At 60.4% G+C, this 19472-nt stretch carries 18 protein-coding genes; 6 read left to right on the forward strand and 12 right to left on the reverse strand.

What is annotated here, in order from left to right; all coding sequences use genetic code 11:
* Position 1: 1 nt before the first annotated feature.
* The 7 genes from ACM6J5_RS26325 to ACM6J5_RS26355 all read right to left on the reverse strand — a co-directional run bounded on the left by ACM6J5_RS26325 (position 2) and on the right by ACM6J5_RS26355 (position 8719).
* Positions 2-805, reverse strand: coding sequence for an ABC transporter ATP-binding protein (locus ACM6J5_RS26325; protein WP_095943002.1), 804 nt, complete (start codon positions 803-805; stop codon positions 2-4).
* Positions 802-1950: an MlaE family ABC transporter permease gene (locus ACM6J5_RS26330; RefSeq protein ID WP_150671883.1), complete on the reverse strand. Its 1149-nt coding sequence runs from the start codon at positions 1948-1950 to the stop codon at positions 802-804. The genes ACM6J5_RS26325 and ACM6J5_RS26330 overlap by 4 nt, the downstream gene beginning before the upstream one ends.
* 53 nt (positions 1951-2003) lie before the next feature.
* Positions 2004-3032 carry a DUF5924 family protein gene (locus ACM6J5_RS26335; RefSeq protein ID WP_150671884.1) on the reverse strand — a complete coding sequence of 343 codons (1029 nt, stop codon included), beginning with the start codon at positions 3030-3032 and terminating at the stop codon, positions 2004-2006.
* 136 nt (positions 3033-3168) lie between these two features.
* Positions 3169-4545 carry a M16 family metallopeptidase gene (locus ACM6J5_RS26340; protein WP_414929630.1) on the reverse strand — a complete coding sequence of 459 codons (1377 nt, stop codon included), beginning with the start codon at positions 4543-4545 and terminating at the stop codon, positions 3169-3171.
* Positions 4546-4600: 55 nt separating this feature from the next.
* On the reverse strand, positions 4601-6259 hold the full coding sequence (locus ACM6J5_RS26345; RefSeq protein ID WP_095943006.1) for a Na/Pi cotransporter family protein: 1659 nt from the start codon (positions 6257-6259) through the stop codon (positions 4601-4603).
* Positions 6260-6558: 299 nt separating this feature from the next.
* Positions 6559-7326 (reverse strand): TerC family protein, encoded by a 768-nt coding sequence (locus tag ACM6J5_RS26350; protein WP_095943007.1) that lies wholly within the window; start codon positions 7324-7326, stop codon positions 6559-6561.
* Between the two features lie 85 nt (positions 7327-7411).
* The gene (locus ACM6J5_RS26355) at positions 7412-8719 is read right to left on the reverse strand and encodes a CitMHS family transporter (RefSeq protein ID WP_095943008.1); all 1308 of its coding nucleotides are present in this window, start codon (positions 8717-8719) and stop codon (positions 7412-7414) included.
* 320 nt (positions 8720-9039) lie between these two features.
* On the opposite strand from ACM6J5_RS26355, the gene ACM6J5_RS26360 reads away from it, so the two are divergent.
* Positions 9040-9441, forward strand: a complete 402-nt coding sequence (locus tag ACM6J5_RS26360; RefSeq protein WP_095943009.1) for a GFA family protein — start codon at positions 9040-9042, stop codon at positions 9439-9441.
* Here the strand turns inward: ACM6J5_RS26360 and ACM6J5_RS26365 are convergent, their stop codons facing one another.
* The gene (locus ACM6J5_RS26365; RefSeq protein WP_095943010.1) at positions 9442-9768 is read right to left on the reverse strand and encodes a DOPA 4,5-dioxygenase family protein; all 327 of its coding nucleotides are present in this window, start codon (positions 9766-9768) and stop codon (positions 9442-9444) included.
* A gap of 86 nt (positions 9769-9854) precedes the next feature.
* Between ACM6J5_RS26365 and ACM6J5_RS26370 the strand changes: the two genes are divergently transcribed.
* Positions 9855-10517, forward strand: a complete 663-nt coding sequence (locus ACM6J5_RS26370; protein WP_095943011.1) for an NAD(P)-dependent oxidoreductase — start codon at positions 9855-9857, stop codon at positions 10515-10517.
* Here ACM6J5_RS26370 and ACM6J5_RS26375 read toward each other — a convergent pair.
* Positions 10514-11464, reverse strand: a complete 951-nt coding sequence (locus tag ACM6J5_RS26375; protein WP_095943012.1) for a choline sulfate utilization transcriptional regulator — start codon at positions 11462-11464, stop codon at positions 10514-10516. The genes ACM6J5_RS26370 and ACM6J5_RS26375 overlap by 4 nt on opposite strands.
* 114 nt (positions 11465-11578) lie before the next feature.
* Between ACM6J5_RS26375 and betC the strand changes: the two genes are divergently transcribed.
* The 3 genes from betC (at position 11579) to ACM6J5_RS26390 (ending at position 15750) form a co-directional block, all read left to right on the forward strand.
* Complete coding sequence (gene betC, locus ACM6J5_RS26380) at positions 11579-13093, forward strand: choline-sulfatase (RefSeq protein ID WP_414929631.1); 1515 nt, start codon at positions 11579-11581, stop codon at positions 13091-13093.
* A gap of 16 nt (positions 13094-13109) precedes the next feature.
* Entirely contained in the window at positions 13110-14030 is a 921-nt protein-coding gene (gene choX / locus ACM6J5_RS26385) for a choline ABC transporter substrate-binding protein (protein WP_414929632.1), read from the forward strand.
* A gap of 151 nt (positions 14031-14181) precedes the next feature.
* On the forward strand, positions 14182-15750 hold the full coding sequence (locus ACM6J5_RS26390; RefSeq protein WP_095943015.1) for a SulP family inorganic anion transporter: 1569 nt from the start codon (positions 14182-14184) through the stop codon (positions 15748-15750).
* Positions 15751-15864: 114 nt separating this feature from the next.
* Here the strand turns inward: ACM6J5_RS26390 and aroE are convergent, their stop codons facing one another.
* Both aroE and hemF read right to left on the reverse strand, forming a co-directional pair.
* A complete protein-coding gene (aroE, locus tag ACM6J5_RS26395) occupies positions 15865-16686 on the reverse strand; it encodes a shikimate dehydrogenase (protein ID WP_414929633.1) in 822 nt (273 codons plus the stop codon).
* 13 nt (positions 16687-16699) lie between these two features.
* The gene (gene hemF, locus ACM6J5_RS26400) at positions 16700-17614 is read right to left on the reverse strand and encodes an oxygen-dependent coproporphyrinogen oxidase (RefSeq protein WP_057716534.1); all 915 of its coding nucleotides are present in this window, start codon (positions 17612-17614) and stop codon (positions 16700-16702) included.
* A gap of 163 nt (positions 17615-17777) precedes the next feature.
* Here hemF and ACM6J5_RS26405 point away from each other — a divergent pair, with 163 nt between their 5' ends.
* Positions 17778-18755: an NADPH:quinone reductase gene (locus ACM6J5_RS26405; protein WP_150671890.1), complete on the forward strand. Its 978-nt coding sequence runs from the start codon at positions 17778-17780 to the stop codon at positions 18753-18755.
* 108 nt (positions 18756-18863) lie between these two features.
* On the opposite strand, the gene ACM6J5_RS26410 is transcribed toward ACM6J5_RS26405, so the two are convergent.
* Positions 18864-19421 carry an L-threonylcarbamoyladenylate synthase gene (locus ACM6J5_RS26410; RefSeq protein ID WP_414929634.1) on the reverse strand — a complete coding sequence of 186 codons (558 nt, stop codon included), beginning with the start codon at positions 19419-19421 and terminating at the stop codon, positions 18864-18866.
* Between the last annotated feature and the right edge of the window lie 51 nt (positions 19422-19472).

Genomic DNA, 19472 nt, shown 5'->3' on the forward strand with positions numbered 1-19472 from the left:
GTCAGACCTCTTTGAGCTGTTGGGCGGCTGTCAATGCCGCGCGGCCGCGAGGGCCATGGAAGTATTCGTGAATCCACGCATCGTTGGTTTCCGATACCTTGTCGATGGCGTCCGCCACCAGCACCTTTTTCTGCGCCAGCACCGCCACCCGGTCGGTGATGGTGTAGAGCGTGTCGAGGTCGTGGGTCACCAGAAAGACACTCAGGCCCAGGGCATCGCGCAGGGTCAGGATCAATTGGTCGAACGCGGCGGCACCAATCGGGTCGAGACCCGCGGTGGGCTCGTCGAGAAACAGGATGTCCGGGTCCAGCGCCAACGCCCTGGCCAGCGCGGCGCGCTTGATCATGCCGCCGGACAGCGACGCGGGGTACTTCTGCGCAGCCGACAGCGGCAACCCGGCCAGGGCCATTTTCACCGCTGCCAGGTGCTCGGCGTCGTTGCGGCTCAAGCCGGCGTGTTCGATCAGCGGCAGGGCAACGTTCTCGGTCACGGTCAGTGAAGAGAACAACGCGCCTTTCTGGAACAGCACGCCGAATCGCCGCTCCACCAGCGAACGCTCATGTTCGGACAAGGTCGGCAGGTTTTTCCCGAAGACTTTCACTACGCCTTCGCTGGGCTGGCGCAACCCGACAATGCTGCGCAGCAGCACCGATTTGCCGCTGCCGGAGCCGCCGACCACGGCGAGGATCTCGCCCTTGTACAAGTCCAGATCAAGGTTTTCGTGCACGCTCTGGCTTCCAAAACGGTTGCACAGCCCACGGACTTCAATCACCGCCTCGCAGGGCGCTCGAGGGATACGACTCACCACCCCATCTCCATGAAAAACATCGCGGCGATCGCATCCATCACGATCACCACGAAAATTGACTGCACCACACTCGACGTGGTGTGCGCGCCCACAGACTCAGCGCTGCCACTGACCTTGAAGCCTTCCAGGCAACCGATGGCGGCGATGAGGAAGGCGAACACCGGCGCTTTGACGATACCCACCAGAAAGTGCTGAACGCCGATGTCCGATTGCAACAGCGACAGGAACATCGCCGGAGAGATATCCAGCGCCACCGCGCAGACCACGGCACCACCGATAATCCCCGACAGCATCGCCAGGAAGGTCAGCATCGGCAGGGAGATCAGCAACGCCAGGACCCGCGGCACCACCAGCAACTCCACAGGGTCGAGGCCCAGGGTGCGGATGGCGTCGATCTCCTCGTTGGCCTTCATCGAACCGATTTGCGCCGTGAACGCACTGGCGGTGCGTCCGGCCATCAGGATCGCGGTCAGCAACACACCGAACTCGCGCAGGAAGGCAAACCCCACCAGGTCCACGGTGAAGACGGTGGCGCCAAACGTGGCCAACACCGTCGACCCGAGAAACGCCACCACGGCGCCCACCAGAAAAGTCAGTAACGCAACGATGGGGGCGGCGTCGAGACCGGTCTGTTCGATATGGGCGATCATCGGCGTGACGCGCCAGCACTTGGGACGGAACAGGCCGCGGACGATGGTTTCGATGATCAGGCCGACGAAACCCAGCAGTTGCAGGGTGTCCTGCCAGACGGTGTCCACCGCGCGGCCTATACGGGTCAGCAACTGAATGGAAACGCTGACTTCCGGTTCCTTGATCGGTACGCAGAAGTCGGTCAACGAGCAGTAGACGGTTTGCAGCAACGCCCGATCGGCAGCGCAGAGTGTGCAATCAGGATGTTCGGCGGAACGACCGAGGCGCTCGGAGCCGAGCAGTTCGACCAACAGCGAAGCGCCGGCGGTGTCGAGGGCGCCGAGGCCATTGAGGTCGAGGGGGGTGTTGGCGTCGTACTGGCCGTGGAGTTTTTCGCTCAACAGCTTGAGGTCCGCGTAATGGGCAAGCGTCCAGTCGCCCGTCACCCGCAACAGCGCAGGGGTAATCGACGTGTCCAATCGGGCGTTGCCGGCCATCGTGCTGCTGATCATAAGCTCCGTGCTTGTTCAGTGATTACGCAGCCTACGTAATAGCACGAACCGGACTACTTTTCTTTGATCGCTGTGCTGTCCGTGACTTTGAAACGCAGCACGCCGATGACCTGGCCATCTTCGGTCAACACCCGAACCTGCCATTTGCCGGCCGGGTTGCCCGGGAAGTTCTGCTTGTGGGTCCAGGCCCGGTAACCTTCCTTGCGTCCGCCACGAATATCCAGGGGGATGCGGTCGACCTCTTTACCGTTGAACTGCCAGACATGATAAATCCGTTCGCCCAGGCCACGTGGAGCGTTGATCGCGGTGTAGGCGTAGAGCCCGCCATTGCGAATCTGCTCGGCACTGACTTCGTCGAGGCTGGCGCCAGGCGTGCGGTCCTGCATTTGCGTGCTGATGGCCACGTCGGTCATCCACAGCGTCGCCGGTGGCACCCACGAACGCAGCGTCCAACCAACGGCGCCGATGCCCAGGGTGATACTCAATATCGCCAGCGCATTGCGCAGGGTACGAATCGGGAAGATCGACGCCAGGCTCGGGAACGACAACAGCACCGAGATACCCAGTGCCCATTTGAAGCTTTGCGCGGTGGTCAGGTGCATGATCACTGGCAACGCGGTGAGCAGCGCGGCGAACAGGGTCAGGGTGTGCAGGGCCAGAAACGCCCAACGCCGTGGAGCCAGCCACTTGTAGTAGAGCGGGTCGATGATCGAAATCAGCGCCGCAACGCCCAGCAGCCCGGTGAAAAACAACTGGCCGCTGTTCCACGTCGTGGTGATGAAGAAGAACGGCAGGACAAAGAACAGGCTTTCCTGATGGATCATCTGCGTTGCGTAACGCAGCAAGGGTTCTGGTATTTCGCGCTTGAATATGCGCGCGAACAGCTTGGTCAGGCTGTTTTCCAGCATCAGCCAGATCCAGCTGATCAGCATGATGGTGGTGATCCAGCTCGCCAGGCCTTGCTGGCGATCGACCAGAATGAAACTGCCCACCCCGGAGATGAAACCACAGAGCGCAATGACCCCAGGGTAGCGCTTCATCAATTCGAGGATGCGCTGTACGAAAAGGGTCAGGTTTTGCATTCGGCGGTTTCACAGTCGTCGTAGGAAAAAACCTCGACAGGGTACCGCTGGTGCGGCGCTGTGGCGAGGGTTCACGGTCAGTTACGCTCCCACAGGTAACCGGCAAGGCCTCTCAGGCCGTTGTCACATGGAATGGTTACTTCCTGCGATGCAAACGCCAGCCCACCAGCATCAACACGATCAAGCCCGCCCCACCGACCACCAACCACATCAACTGGTCATAACTGAACAACGCCCTCTCGATCCGCAAATACCCTGGTTGCAGGAGCAATTCACGCACGGCCTTGTTCGCTTCTTCCAGGGTCACCCCCTGCAGCTCACGGGCCGGGTTGGTAAAGCGGCCGTCCTCGTAGTTGCCGATGGCGCTCCAGTAGTAGTCGGCCAACGCGCTGTTGCCTTGTACGGCCCAGGCCTGGCGGGCAATCGCTGCCTGCTTGAGGCGGTTGAAGGTGTCGGCATTGAGGCCGTCCTTGAGCAATCCGGCCTTCAGGTCCTCGAGTACTTGTTCGGCATCGGCCACGTCGTCGCGTTCAAGGTCGGCATTGAGGCTCATGAAACCCACGCCGCCGAACACTTCACGTTCCGCCCACGGGCCGTAGGACAAACCGTGAGCCAGGCGCAGCTGGCGATAGAGCGCCCAATCCAGGTAGTCCTTGAGCAAATCGAAGGTTTGGTCGTGCCCATCCTCCAGTACCGGCTCCGGCACCAGCCAGTGCAACTTGGCGCCGTTGTCGACCAGCCCGTGGGTCAAGGTGCGCTCATGGGCGGCGCTGGCCTGGATTTGCGGCAGCGGCGGGTGCTCGCCAGGCGTAATCGCTTCCAGCGCACCATACGCCCGCTCCAGATAGGCCGGAAGCAACTTGTCGAGGTCGCCGACCACGATCAGGGTCATGTTGTTCGGCGCATACCAGTCCTTGCGCACCTGCTCCAGTTGTTCACGGGTCAGGTCATCGACTTGCGCACGCTCCGGGCATTTGAGGCCCAATTCCACGGCCAGTTGTTTGCTGGCCGTGTGGCCCAGGTCCTGACGATCGAGCCAGCGTTGCAGGTGCGAGTAGTGGCCGCCGTCTTCACGTTCGACCACTTGCTTGGCCGCGTTGATAGCGTTGTCGTCGAAGCGGGTCTGGGTCAGCAACGCCAGCAGCAGGTCAAGCACCTTGCGCTGGTTTTTCGCCGGGGCTTCGATGACGAAGGTCGTATCGGCATTGCTGGTGAACGCGTTCCACTCGCCGCCAAGAGCCTGCATGCTTTCTTCCAGTCCGCCTTCGCCGCTGGCGTCGATACCGCTGAACAACAGGTGTTCCAGCAGATGCGGCAGCTCCTTTTCCTGGCACTTGAAATCGTCCAGGCCAACGCCGACCACCAGCCGGATCGCCACATGCCCGCGGTCAGTGCCGGGTTTGAGCAGCAACTGCAAACCGTTGCGCAGGGTATAGCCCTCGACCTGGAAACGATCCAGGGCGAATGACGGGAATGAACCAAGCAAAAGGCAGGCGAACAACAAACAACGCATAACAAGCTTCCGTACGGCTAGCTAAGTTCAACAGACTTCAGGTAACCGTGGACGTTCAGGGTGAATGTGTGATGTCGCTCAAATCGTCGACCACCAGCGCACCGGTGTCCGATGTTTCCAGCACCACGTAGGCACTGCTGCAAAACAGCGAATTGAGACGCTTCATGTCGGCGATCAGCTCCAGGTGTAACGAACTGGTTTCGATACTTTGCACGATTTTACGTTGCAGGCGGCTGACATGAGCGTGAGCCAGACGCCGTTCCTGTGCGCGGAAACGACGTTTTTCACGCACCAGCTGGCGGGCACTCTCCGGGTCGCCACTGAGAAACACCGACATCCCGAGCCGCAGGTTGGAAATCAACTGAGTTTGCAGCCCGGTCAACTCGTCCAGCCCGACTTCGGAAAAAGACCGGCGCTGCGAAGTTTTCTGCTGCTGGACCTTGCGCAGCATGCGTTCGATCAAGTCGCTGGCCAGTTTCAGGTTGATCGCCAGCTCGATGATTTCCGCCCAGCGCCGGCTGTCCTGATCGCTGAGATCTTCCCGGGGCATTTGCGCCAGATACAACTTGATCGCGCTGTAGAGCGCTTCGACATCGTCGGTCAGGCGACGGATTTCCTGAGTGACGGCAGTCTGCTTGCCGCGCAATACGTCGACCATCGCTTCGAGCATGTTGTCGATCAGGTCGCCCATGCGCAGGGTTTCCCGGGCCGCGTTGGCCAGCGCCAGACCGGGGGTGACCAATGCCGTGGGGTCAAGGTGCCGGGGTTTGGCCGTACCGTTGGCCAGCGGACGCTCCGGCAGCACCCAGGCACAAAACCTGGCCATCGGCCCGACGCTGGGCAGCAGGATCAGGCAACGCGCGGTGTTGTAGAGCAGGTGAAAGCCAATGACCATTTCCTGAGGGCTGAAATCCAGGCTATCGAGCCAGCGCACCAGCGGATCGAGCACCGGAATGATCAACAAAAGACCAATCAGTTTGTACAGCAGACTCCCCAGCGCCACTTGGCGCCCGGCGGCGTTCTGCATGCTGGTGCTAAGGAAGGCGAGAATGCCGCTGCCGATATTGGCGCCGATCACCAGCCCGATGGCCACCGGCAGGCTGATCACATTGGCGCCCGCCAGGGTCGCGGTGAGCAACACAGCGGCCAGGCTGGAATAGGACACCATCGCGAACAGCGCGCCGACCAGGGCGTCGAGCAGGAGGTCGCCGGTGAGCGAGGCGAAAATCACCTTCACCCCTTTGGCATGGGTAATCGGGTGCGCGGCTTCGACAATCAGTTGCAGCGCCAGAATGATCAACCCCAAACCAATGGCGACACGGCCCATCTGTCCGAGTCGGGTCTGCTTGCGCGACAGAAAGAAAATCACCCCGGCAAAAATCAGCAGGGGCGACAACCACGACAGATCGAACGTCAGCACTCGTGCCATCAGGGCCGTACCGACATCGGCACCGAGCATGGTGACCAACGCCGGCGTTAGCGCCATCAGGCCCTGGCCGACAAAGGAAGTGACCAGCATGGCGGTGGCGTTGCTGCTCTGGACCATCGCCGTCACGGCGATCCCGGAGAGGAAAGCCAGCCAGCGGTTGGTCATGTTGTGGCTGATGACATGGCGCAAGTTGGTGCCGTAGACCCGCAGGATGCCGGTTCTGACGATGTGCGTGCCCCAGATCAGCAGGGCCACGGCAGAAAGCAAATTGAGCAGGGTGAGCATAATGACCCCCTGTGGTGTAGCGCCCCAATGGAGCAAGTTGACGGTACCGCGCGACGTTCTACGTTCTGTACTTAAGCTGTAGTTGGCTAACGGTCTACGCGCCAGCATCGCATAGCCAAAGAAGGGATTGAAACAGAACTGTCATGAAACCTGGTTCACGTAGGTATGAAAAAAGGGGCCCGAAGCCCCGATTTTATGTAGGAGCGAGCTTGCTCGCGATGGTCGTTAACGAAAACGCGTGTTTACGAGATTAGCGCGGAGCGCTCGAGTCCATCGCGAGCAAGCTCGCTCCTACAGGGTTACTGGCCTGGAATGTCCTTGCGCAGCTTTACCGGATCCTGCTGTTTCTTCTTTTTCGCGATGGCAGTGCGCATCCTGATGTTGATCGCTTCCACCGCCAGCGAGAACGCCATGGCGAAGTAGACGTAGCCTTTTGGCACGTGCACGTCCAGGGATTCGGCAATCAGCACCGTACCGACGATCAGCAGGAACGACAGCGCCAGCATCTTCAGCGATGGGTGCTTGTCGATGAACTCACTGATGGTGCCGGATGCCCACATCATCACCAGTACCGCCACGATGATTGCCGCGACCATGACCGGTACGTGGGAAACCATGCCGACAGCGGTGATCACCGAGTCCAGGGAGAACACGATGTCGATGATCGCGATCTGGACGATGGTGTAGAGGAAGTTGCCGCCCTTGCCCGAAGGTTCGTCGTTGCTTTCGTCTTCACCTTCCAGTGCGTGGTACATCTCTTGCGAGCTTTTCCACAGCAGGAACAGACCACCGAAGAACAGGATCAGGTCGCGTCCGGAAATGCCCTGGCCGAATACTACGAACAGGTCCGCCGTCAGGCGCATGACCCAGGTGATCGACAGCAGAAGCAGGATTCGCGTGATCATGGCCAGCGCCAGACCGAAAATCCGGGTGCGCGCCTGCATGTGTTTGGGCATGCGGCTGACCAGGATCGAAATCATGATGATGTTATCGATACCCAGGACGATTTCCAGGGCGGTCAGGGTGAAGAAGGCAACCCAGATTTCAGGGTTGGTCAGCCATTCCATGTGTATTCCTTTGAGCGATTGTTAAACCACAACGGGCCCGGGCTTCAAACAGCGAAGCCTGGACCCGAAGTGGTGAGTCTTGGGCTTATAGAGTACTGAACACCGGGAAAGTCCCCAACAGCAGTGCAGCAATCAGTATGCAGATACAAACCAGCACTGCCCACTTCAGGGTGAAGCGCTGGTGGTCACCGAAATCGATGCCGGCCAGGGCCACCAACAGGTAGGTCGATGGAACCAGCGGGCTCAACAGGTGGACGGGCTGACCGACGATCGAGGCACGTGCCATTTCCACCGCGGTTATACCGTAATGGCTGGCGGCTTCGGCAAGAACCGGTAACACGCCGTAATAAAATGCATCGTTCGACATGAAGAAAGTGAACGGCATGCTTACCAGCGCCGTGATCACCGCCAGGTACGGGCCGAGGAAGTCCGGAATCACTGCCAACAGGCTTTTCGACATGGCGTCGACCATCCCGGTGCCGGTCAGGATACCGGTGAAGATACCGGCCGCAAAGATCAACCCGACCACCGCCAGCACGCTACCGGCGTGGGCCGCGACGCGATCCTTCTGCTGTTGCAGGCAAGGATAGTTGACGATCATGGCAATACTGAACGCCACCATGAACAGCACCGGCAACGGCAGCAGGCCGGTGATCAAAGTGCCCATCAGGGCCAGCGTCAGGGCGCCGTTGAACCAGATCAGGTTCGGACGACGGGCATCCGGGAACTGCGAAACGCTGATTTCACTGTGGTCGATTTCATCGCCCACCAAGTGCAGTTCACCCAGGCGTGCACGTTCACGCTTGCCGTAGAAGTAGGCAATGACCAGGATCGCCACCACACCGGCCAGCATCGCAGGAATCATCGGTACGAAGATGTCGGACGGGTCCACGTGCAGCGCACTGGCCGCGCGAGCGGTCGGGCCGCCCCATGGGGTCATGTTCATCACGCCACCGGCGAGGATGATCAGGCCGGCCATGATCCGCGGGCTCATGCCGATACGGCTGTAGAGCGGCAGCATGGCGGCCACGCAGATCATGTAAGTGGTCGCGCCGTCACCATCGAGGGAGACCACGAGCGCCAGAACGGCGGTGCCGACCGAAACTTTCAGCGGGTCGCCCTTGACCAGTTTGAGGATCTTGCGCACGGCCGGGTCGAACAGGCCGGAGTCGATCATCAGGGCAAAGTACAGGATAGCGAACATCAGCATCACGCCAGTCGGCGCAAGCTTGGTGATGCCCTCAAGCATCATCGGGCCGATCTTCGGCGAAAAACCGCCGAACAGGGCAAAGATGATCGGGATGATGATCAGGGCGATCAGCGCGGAAAGGCGCTTGGTCATGATCAGGAACATGAACGTGATGACCATGGCGAAGCCAAGGAAAGTCAGCATGGGAATACTCCAGGCGTAGCGCGACTAGGGAATGAGCGGATCGGGCGGGATCAGCGCAGAACGGAAAGCACGAGACGTACGGGCGGAGTTACAGCGAACTGGCGGGTAGAAGAGGACATCAGAATCACCATTGTTGTTGTTAAATGGGCTGTGCGAGCGATAAAACGCTGGCATTGGCCAACCGGTCTGTTGCCGGTAGTGGGGGCGATCCTAATCGGGGAAGCTTTCAGCCAGCTTTCGGCGATGAAAGCAAGGACCGGATGTGCAACCGATCGTCGGATCGGGTTTCAAGTCCCTGAACACAGGGCGGGAGGTTGAACATGGGTGAGCTTCACACCGGCGGCTGCCATTGCGGGCAACTGCGCTATCAATTCAGCGGGCCGCTGCACGATATTGCCCACTGCCATTGCTCGATTTGCCGACGGGTCAGCGGCGGCATCGTGACCACCTGGATCACCGTGCCGGCATCTGACTTTCAATGGCTGGCCGGGACACCGTCGCGGTATGACTCTTCATCCACCTGCGCGCGATATTTCTGCGGCCGCTGTGGGGCGCAACTTGCGCTGGTGACGCAACTGAGCCCGGAAAGTATCGACCTGACCATCGCCACCCTCGACCATCCCGAGCAAGCACGGGCCGAGCGGCACATCTGGACCGACAGCCGTTTGCCATGGCTGCATCTGGACGAACACTTGCCCGGGGAGGCTCAGGAAACACTCTGATCAAAAAACAGTCAGGTCCAGCGGACGAATGGCGCCCATCCAGATCGCGTGCTCGGTGTGATCAAGCAAATCGTCACCGGTGTCCGGGTGCAGAAACACCACCAGGCCCTTGCGGTTGAGCGCCAGCCACGGCAGCACGTCGCCCAGCACCTGCGGCTCGAACGCCAGCTGGCAGCTCCAGTCCGGGTGCGGACCGACCGGGCGCTCGTGCACACGGCCCATGTTCAGTGGAAACAATTGCGCTGCCTGCTCACACAAGGCCCGCGCTTGCCCGATCGTGCTGGCATCGAAATAGACGTGGGCGTGGTAACCCGTGATCTGCTGCATCTGAATCCCTCTGCAAGCTGTTCGAACCCTCGCTGGTTCCTTCGGGTCAAACATCATATAGGCGCTGGAAAACAGGAAGCCCAGCCATGAAAAATGCTGAAACCCCCGTCGTGAAAGTGGTGCTTTATGGTGCCATGAGTAGCCTGGGCAGTGCGCTGATGGCTGAAATGCTGCGGCGCCAGCATGAAGTGATCGCGATTCTCGATGATCTCAATGCTCTGGCACCCCGTCCAGGGATGCGCACCAAGACTGGCGACCTGTTCGACGCGCAACGGGTCAGGCAGAGTGTGGCCGGCAGCTCCGTGGTCATCTGCTTACTGGACGCTCCAGGCTTACCGTTCAACAGCGAACACGTGGAAAAAACCGTCGTACCGGGCCCGGTCGAGCAGGTGCTGGCGGTGGATGCGCTAATCGATGGCATGCAGGCAGCGAACATCGCCCGATTGTTTCTGGTGGGTGATTTCGACGTGCTGGACGATCCGGAATCCGAAGACAGCTTGCAACGTCACGCCGCCGAGGAAATCCGCGAGGCACTGCAAAACAGTTCTTTGAAGTGGACGTTGGTGAACGAACCGCGTGGGGTACCGGGGCTGACCATCGAACATTTTGCCCAAATCGGTGGCAACCTCGAGCCGGGACTGACCGAACCACTCGCAAGGCTGGCCCGCACCGCCGTGGGCATTGCCGATGAATTGCACTTGAACCTGCACATCGGCGAGCACGTCAACTTCATCGCCACTGACAGCTAAACCGCAATGGACGGCAGCGTCAGGCCGTTGAGCGATTGCGCACTGCCGGCCTGCTCGGCCATCAACCAATCCACAAACTGCTGGATCAACGCTCCGCGTCGTTTGCGCTGGGGCAGAACCACGTAGTAACCCAGTCTCGACATCACCGTTTCGCCGATCGGTCGACACAACAACCCTTGCGCCAGCAAGTTATCCACAAGGTGGCGCCAGCCGATGGCCACCCCCTGGCCGCCAATCGCCGCCTGAATCAATAAAGTGTAATTGTCGAAGCGCAACTGCCCGGGCGCCGGGGGTGAGGTGATGCCCAGTTCGCGGAACACACCACTCCAGTCGAACCAGTTACTGCTGTGTTCCCCACGCAGGTGCAACAACGGAAACTCCAGCAATGCCTGGGCCGGCAAGGGCATGGAACGTTCGCTCAACAACTGCGGGCTACACACCGGAAACACTTCTTCGCTGAACAGCCAATGACTTTCACCCTGCTTGAAGCGGCCATCGCCGAACAGCACCGCCACATCGATATCGGTACGTAGCATGTTATGGCTGCGTTCACTGGTGACCAGGCTGACATCCACCTGCGGATTGGCCGCGTGAAAGCGGTGCAGGCGCGGCATCAACCAATACGCGGCGAAGGCAAAATCCGTGGCCACCTGCAGCACTTCGTGCTGTTGCTGTGCGCTGATTGTGTTCAATCCTGCATCGATGTTCTGCAAACCGAGCTGAACCTGCTCGAAAAGAATCTGCCCAGCCTCAGTCAGTTCGATGCCACGATAAATGCGGTCGAACAGGCGGGTCGCCAGTTGTACTTCCAGGCGCTTGATCTGCTGGCTGATGGCCGGTTGCGTGGTGCCCAGCTCAACCGCCGCCGCAGTAAAACTGTGCTGACGGGCCGCCGCTTCGAAGGTGCGAAGCAAATCCAGTGACAGGTCACCAAGGGCGTCATACATAAGCTGTGCTTATCCTAGTCATTGCCGTGCATGGGCTTTACCGCAAGGTGCTGGGGTTTCATTCTCGAAGCCAGCACTCTCGCATAAACATCCACTATGGAATGCCGCGATCACATGAAGCGCAAGAACATTCTTTTCATCATGGCCGATCAAATGGCCGCGCCAATGTTGCCGTTCTACGGCCCATCGCCCATCAAACTGCCTCATCTCAGCCGCCTCGCCGCACAAGGCGTGGTGTTCGACTCCGCTTATTGCAACAGCCCATTGTGCGCGCCATCGCGTTTCACCCTGGTCAGCGGCCAGTTGCCGAGCAAGATCGGCGCCTATGACAACGCCGCCGATTTCCCCGCCGACGTACCGACCTACGCCCACTACCTGCGCCGCCTCGGCTATCGCACTGCCCTTTCGGGAAAAATGCATTTCTGCGGGCCAGACCAGTTGCATGGCTACGAAGAACGCCTGACCAGTGACATTTACCCGGCTGACTACGGCTGGGCGGTGAACTGGGATGAACCGGACGTGCGCCCGACCTGGTATCACAACATGTCGTCGGTGCTGCAGGCCGGCCCGTGCGTGCGTACCAATCAGCTGGATTTCGACGAAGAGGTGGTGTTCAAGGCCCAGCAGTACCTGTTCGACCATATCCGCGAGGATGGCGACCAGCCGTTCTGCCTGACCGTTTCCATGACTCACCCACACGATCCGTACACGATTCCCAAGGCCTTCTGGGATTTGTACGACGATGACGATATCCCGCTGCCTGCAACCCCCGACCCGCACGATCTCGATCCGCACTCGCAACGCCTGCTCAAGGTCTACGACCTGTGGGACAAGCCGCTGCCTGTGGACAAGATCCGCGATGCCCGCCGTGCCTATTTCGGCGCGTGCAGCTATATCGACAGCAACGTCGGCAAACTCCTGCAAACCCTCGAGGATACCGGGCTGATCGATGACACCATCATTGTGTTTTCCGGTGACCACGGCGACATGCTCGGCGAGCGCGGCCTCTGGTACAAAATGCACTGGTATGAAATGGCCGCACGGGTGCCGTTGCTGATCAGCGCACCGGGGCAATTCGGCGCCGGTCGGGTCAGCGCCAGTGTTTCCACAGCAGACCTGTTGCCGACCTTCGTTGAACTGGCCGGCGGCTCGCTGGAACCGGGCTTGCCGCTGGACGGCCGCTCGCTGGTCCCGCACCTGCAAGGGCAAGGCGGCCACGATGAAGTGTTCGGCGAATACATGGCCGAAGGCACCATCAGCCCGTTGATGATGATTCGCCGGGGCGCCTACAAATTCATCTACAGCGAAGACGACCCTTGCCTACTCTTCGATGTACAGAATGACCCTCGCGAACTGGAAGAACTCAGCCATTCGCCGCAGCATCGCCAGCTGTTCGACGATTTTCTTGTCGAAGCGCGGGCCAAATGGAACATTCCGGCGATTCACCAGCAGGTGCTCGCCAGCCAGCGGCGCCGACGCTTCGTGACCGAGGCGCTGACCCTCGGCAAGCTGAAGAGCTGGGATCACCAGCCGCTGGTGGACGCCAGTCAGCAATACATGCGCAACCACATCGACCTCGACGATCTGGAGCGTAAAGCACGTTATCCACAACCCTGCCAAAACCAATAATGTTAAGGGGAAGTCCATGCAAAGGTTATCCACAGTACTGACGGTCGGGCTCCTGACTCTGGGCAGTGCATCGGTGTTTGCCGAGCAGAGTTGCGAGACCGTGAAAATGGCCGACCCGGGCTGGAGCGACATCGCCGCGACCAATGCCATCACCGGGTTTCTGCTGGACGGCATGGGCTACAAGGCCAAGGTCGACACTCTCGCGGTGCCGATCACCTTTGGCGGGCTCAAGGATGGCCAGGTCGATGTGTTCCTGGGAAACTGGATGCCGGCGCAGCAGGGCTTCTATGACAAGTTCGTCGCCAACGGCGATGTCACGCAACTGGCGAAGAACCTCGACGGTACCGAATTCACCCTCGCCGTTCCGGACTATGTGTGGGACGCGGGTGTGCATAACTTTGCCGACCTGAACAAATACGCCGACAAGTTCGACCGCAAGATCTACGGTATCGGCTCCGGCGCCCCGGCGAACATCTCACTGCAAGAAATCATCAAGAAAAACGATTTCGACATGGGCCAGTGGAAATTGATCGAGTCCAGCGAGCAGGCAATGCTGGCGGAGGTGTCCCGCGCGGTGAAAAAACAGAAATTCGTGACCTTCCTCGGCTGGACCCCGCACCCGATGAACGTGCAACTGAAAATGCATTACCTCAAGGGCGGCGAGAAATACTTCGGTGATACCGGCAGCGTGCATACGCTGACTCGCAAAGGTTATGCACAGGCCTGCCCGAACGTCGGCAAACTGCTGACCAACCTGAGTTTCACCCAGGACATGGAGAACAGCATCATGGCCGAGGTGGTGAACAAGAAAGTCAGCAATGCCGACGCGGCCAAGGCGTGGATCAAGGCCAACCCGGCAGTGCTGGACAAGTGGCTCGATGGGGTGAAAACCGTGGATGGCAAAGATGCGTTGCCGGCGGTCAAAGCCAAGCTTTAAGGTTCAAGGACGCCTTCGCGAGCAGGCTCGCTCCCACAGGTCCGCTCAGTCTCTGTGGGAGCGAGCCTGCTCGCGAATCGATTTATGCTCTTGCGTCATGACATCTGACACACCACCCTGACGCATTTACAGTCATTCACCGAGAGGCCCCATGGCCCTGCCAAGCCGCCATTCACTCTTCCCTTTCCTCACCTGGCTACCCCGGCAAACCCGCGCCAGTGTCGGTCGCGACCTGATCGTTGGCCTCAGCGGCGCGATTCTCGCACTGCCGCAATCCATTGCCTACGCACTGATTGCCGGCCTGCCGCCGGAATACGGCCTGTACGCAGCAATCATCCCGGTGTTGATCGCCTGTCTCTGGGGCTCGTCCTGGCATCTGATCTGCGGTCCTACGGCGGCCATCTCCATTGTCCTGTACGCCAGCGTCAGTCCTCTGGCCGTGCCAGCGTCGCAGGACTACGTCATGTTGATCCTGTTGCTGACGTTTCTTGCCGGCCTCTTTCAGTGGCTGCTGGGTTTGCTGCGGTTTGGCGCGCTGGTGAATTTCGTCTCGCACTCGGTGGTACTCGGCTTCACCCTGGGTGCCGCCGTGGTGATTGCCATCGGTCAATTACCTAACCTGCTGGGGCTGGACCTGCCCATCCAGGCCACCGCGCTGGACAGTTTCATCACGTTGTTGCGTCATTTCGGCGAAGTGGACAAACCTTCGCTGGCACTGGGGCTGGCGACAGTGGTGGTGGGCGTGATCCTCAAGCTGCTGCTGCCACGCTGGCCGACGCTCTTGATCACTCTGATCCTCGGCGGCTTGCTGGTTTGGCTCTGGCCATCAATGTTCGGCCATGTGCAACTGGTCAGCGCCTTTACCGGCAAACTGCCGCCTTTCAGTCCGTTGCCGCTGGATCTCGATCTGATCCTGCGCCTGCTGCCCAGCGCGGTGGCGGTCGGTATGCTCGGGCTGGTCACCAGCCTGTCGATTGCTCGCTCGATCTCCGCACGTTCGCAGCAATTACTCGACGCGAATCAGGAAGTTCGTGCCCAAGGCCTGTCGAATATCGTCGGTGCGTTTTTTTCCGGATCGCTGTCAGCCGGCTCTTTCACTCGCTCAGGCCTGAGCTATGAAGCGGGGGCCTGTTCGCCACTGGCCGGAATTTTTTCGGCATTGTGGGTGGCGCTGTTTGCGATCTTCGGCGCGAGCCTGATCGCACACATCCCGATTCCCGCGATGGCCGGGAGCATTCTGTTGATCGCCTGGGGACTGGTGGACCATCGCGGCATTCGCGCGTTGTTGCGGGTCAGCCGTGCTGAATTCGTGGTCATGGCGCTGACCTGCGTCGCCACGTTGTTGCTGGAATTGCAGACTGCGATCTACGCCGGTGTGTTGGCCTCGCTTTTTTTCTACCTCAAGCGCACATCGCAACCACGGGTGCAGCATGTGCGAGATGGCGAGGAAGACATTTTGCGGGTGGGGGGCTCAATCTTTTTCGGCGCCAGCCATTACCTGCAAGTGCGCCTGCAACGCATGCACGGCGCGCGCGTGGTGATCGAGGCACAGCAGATCAACTTCATCGACTATTCAGGGGTGGAAATGCTGCATCAGGAAGCGCGACGCCTGCTTCGCCAGGATCGCAGCCTGACCTTGCGCCGGGCCCGGCCACAGGTGGTGGAGGAGTTGAGGAAGCTGGAAGGGGCGCAGAAGTGCCCGATTCGGTTTGAGGATTAATCCGACGTTTCGCAAATCCCTGTAGGAGCGAGCCTGCTCGCGATGACGGAATCACATTCAACATCTCTGCTGACTGTCCCACCGCAATCGCGAGCAGGCTTGCTCCTACAGGGGTTACAACGCCAACTGCCGGCGAAGTTCGGCCAACACCGGCGCCGTCTCCGGACGCACACCGCGCCACAGGAAGAACGCCTCCGCCGCTTGCTCGGCCAGCATGCCCAAGCCATCCATCGCCACCGCAGCTCCGTGTTCGCTGGCCCAGCGGCAGAACGAGGTCGGCTCCTTGCCGTACATCATGTCGTAGCACACCGTTTTGCCAGGCTCGATCAGGCTGGATGCAATCGGCGGCACATCGCCGGTCAGGCTCGCCGACGTCGCGTTGACGATCAGGTCCACCGACTCCCGCAACCAGTCATAGCCGCTGGCCGAGACCGGCCCCAGATCGCAGAACAGTTCCACCAACAACTCAGCCTTCTCTACCGTGCGGTTGGCTATGATCACCGATGCCGGTTGCTCGGCCAGCAACGGCTCCAAAACACCACGCACCGCGCCACCAGCGCCGAGCAGCAGGATGCGTTTGCCCTTGAGACTGAACCCGGCATTGACCGTCAGGTCGCGCACCAGCCCGGCCCCATCGGTGTTGTCGCCCAGCAGACTGCCATCGGCCAGTTTGCTCAGGGTGTTCACCGCTCCGGCCCGTTGCGCCCGCGCCGTCAGGCTGTTCGCCAGCCGATAGGCTTCTTCCTTGAAAGGCACCGTCACATTGGCGCCGCGTCCCTCGAGGAAAAACGTCCGGGCACAGGTGGAAAAATCGTCGAGTGGCGCCAGCAGTGTGTTGTAGTCCAGTTGTTGCGCGGTCTGCTCGGCGAACAGGCGATGGATCAACGGCGACTTGCTGTGGCCTATCGGGTTACCGAATACGACATAACGGTCCATCAGGTTTCCTCGTTCAGGCTTCGGCCAACCAATCGCGGTCTTGCAGGAAATACTCGGTCAGGCGGGCTTCTTCGCTGCCAGGCTCGGCCTTCCAGTCGTAGCCCCAGCGTACTTGCGGCGGTAGCGACATCAAGATCGACTCGGTACGCCCACCCGATTGCAGGCCGAACAGCGTGCCGCGGTCGTAGACCAGGTTGAATTCAACGTAGCGGCCTCGGCGGAACTCCTGGAACTCGCGCTGCTTGGCGGTGAACGCATCGTTCTTGCGGCGCTGCACGATCGGCAGATAGGCGTCGATGTACGCGTCGCCGATGGCGCGCATGAAGGCGAAGCTGGTGTCGAAGTCCCACTCGTTCAGGTCGTCGAAAAACAGGCCGCCGATGCCACGCGGCTCGTGACGATGCTTGATGTGGAAGTAGCTGTCGCACCAGGCCTTGTAACGCGGGTAGACGTCCGGACCGAACGGCGCACAGGCCTGCTCGGCGACTCGGTGCCAGTGGATGCAGTCTTCTTCGTTGCCGTAATACGGCGTCAGGTCGAAGCCGCCACCGAACCACCAGACCGGTTCTTCACCTTCTTTTTCAGCGATGAAAAAGCGCACGTTGGCGTGGGAAGTCGGCACGTGGGGGTTGTGCGGGTGAATCACCAGCGACACGCCCAGGGCTTCAAAGCCACGACCGGCCAGTTCCGGTCGATGGGCGCTGGCAGACGGAGGAAGACCGCTGCCGAAGACATGGGAAAAGTTGACGCCGCCCTTTTCAATCACCGCGCCGTTTTCGATCACGCGGGTGCGACCGCCACCGCCCGCCGGCCTGGTCCAGGCGTCTTCGACGAATTGCGTGCCGCCGTCTTCGGCTTCCAGGGCAGCGCAAATACGGTCTTGCAGGTCGAGCAGGTAGGCTTTTACGGCCTCGGTGCGGGTCGTCATGTCATCACCTTGAATCGGGCAAAACAACGCGGCGCTCCATTGGAGCTCAGCCTGCGCAAATGGGCCCGTAGCATACCATCGCAAGTCACCCCGTCGCAGTTGACGAAGATCAAGCTTAGGAGTCCGATAGGGAGCCTGGTAAAACGACCTATGGAGAGTTCTGATGGCAAAGCGTATCCAGTTCCGCGCCCATGGCGGCCCCGAAGTGCTCGAATACGTGGATTATCAACCCGCCGAGCCAGGTCCGAAGGAAGTGCGCGTGACCAACAAGGCCATCGGCCTGAACTTCATCGACACTTATTACCGCAGCGGTTTGTATCCACCGCCATCTCTGCCGTCCGGTGTCGGTTCAGAGGGTGCGGGCGTGGTCGAGGCGGTGGGCAGCGACGTGACCCGTTTCAAGATCGGCGATCGCGTGGCCTATGGCAGCGGGCCACTGGGCGCCTACAGCGATGTTCACGTCTTGCCCGAGGCCAATCTGGTGAAACTGCCGGACGCCATCAGCTTCGAACAGGCGGCCGGCGTGATGCTCAAGGGCCTGACCGTGCAGTACCTGCTGCGTCAGACGTATGAACTCAAGGGTGGCGAAACCATCCTGTTCCATGCCGCGGCCGGCGGAGTCGGTTCCCTGGCCTGCCAGTGGGCCAGGGCCTTGGGCGTGAAGTTGATCGGCACTGTCAGCTCAGCGGAGAAAGCCGCGCTGGCCAAGGCCAACGGCGCCTGGGCGACCATCGACTACAGCCATGAAAATGTCGCGCAACGCGTGCTGGAATTGACCGACGGCAAAAAAGTCCCGGTGGTGTACGACGGCGTTGGCAAGGACACCTGGCTGACTTCACTCGACAGCGTAGCGCCGCGTGGGCTGGTGGTGAGTTTCGGCAATGCGTCCGGCGCGGTCGACGGCGTGAACCTGGGGATCCTGGCGGGGAAAGGCTCGCTGTACGTGACCCGGCCGACCCTGGGCACTTATGCGAACAACGCCGAGAGCCTGCAACGCATGGCCGACGAGTTGTTCGAGATGATCATCGGCGGCAAGCTGACCGTGGACATCAGCCAGCGTTATCCACTGGCTGAAGCGGCGAAGGCGCAGACCGAGTTGTCGGCGCGGCGCACGACGGGCTCGGTGGTGTTGTTGCCCTGACTGACGCCATCGGCGGAACGCCGCCCGGAACAAGCTCCCACAGGGGATTTGTGTTCGACACAGAACCCATGTGGGAACGAGCCTGTTCGCGATGGGCGCACCTGGGTATCAGTCCGGGCGCACAACCCTGCCGGTCGCCAGATCGCGAATCACGCTCGGGTTCTTGCGCCCGCCCAGATTGCCACCCAGCACCAGATCCACCTGGCCACGGAAATACTGTTCGACGCGAATTCGCGTACGCGCCGCCGGGCGCCCCTGCGGGTTGGCCGACGTCGACACCAGCGGCCCGACCAGCGCGCACAAGTCCCGCACCATCGGGTGATCGCTGACCCGCAGCGCCACGGTTTCATGCACGCCAGTAATCCACTCCGGCAACAGGTTCTGGTGCGGCACCAACCAGGTGTTCGGACCCGGCCAGGTGCTGGCCATGCGGTCCATCCACAACTCAGGGAAGTCCTCGATAAGGAAATCGAACTGACGGATGTTGTCGGCGACCAGAATCAGCCCCTTATCCATAGAACGGCCCTTGATCAGCAGCAGACGTTCCACCGCTTCCTCGTCCCACGGGTCGCAACCCAGGCCCCAGACTGCTTCGGTTGGGTAGGCAATCACCGCCCCGGCGCGAATTGCTTGCGCGGCTTGTTGCACACGCCAACTGTTGACCATGAAAAAACACTCCAGACTAAGGCTCTGCGCAGTTTACCGATCTTGTTTATA

It is taken from the genome of Pseudomonas sp. IT-P74 (assembly GCF_949768175.1).
Lineage (GTDB): Bacteria > Pseudomonadota > Gammaproteobacteria > Pseudomonadales > Pseudomonadaceae > Aquipseudomonas.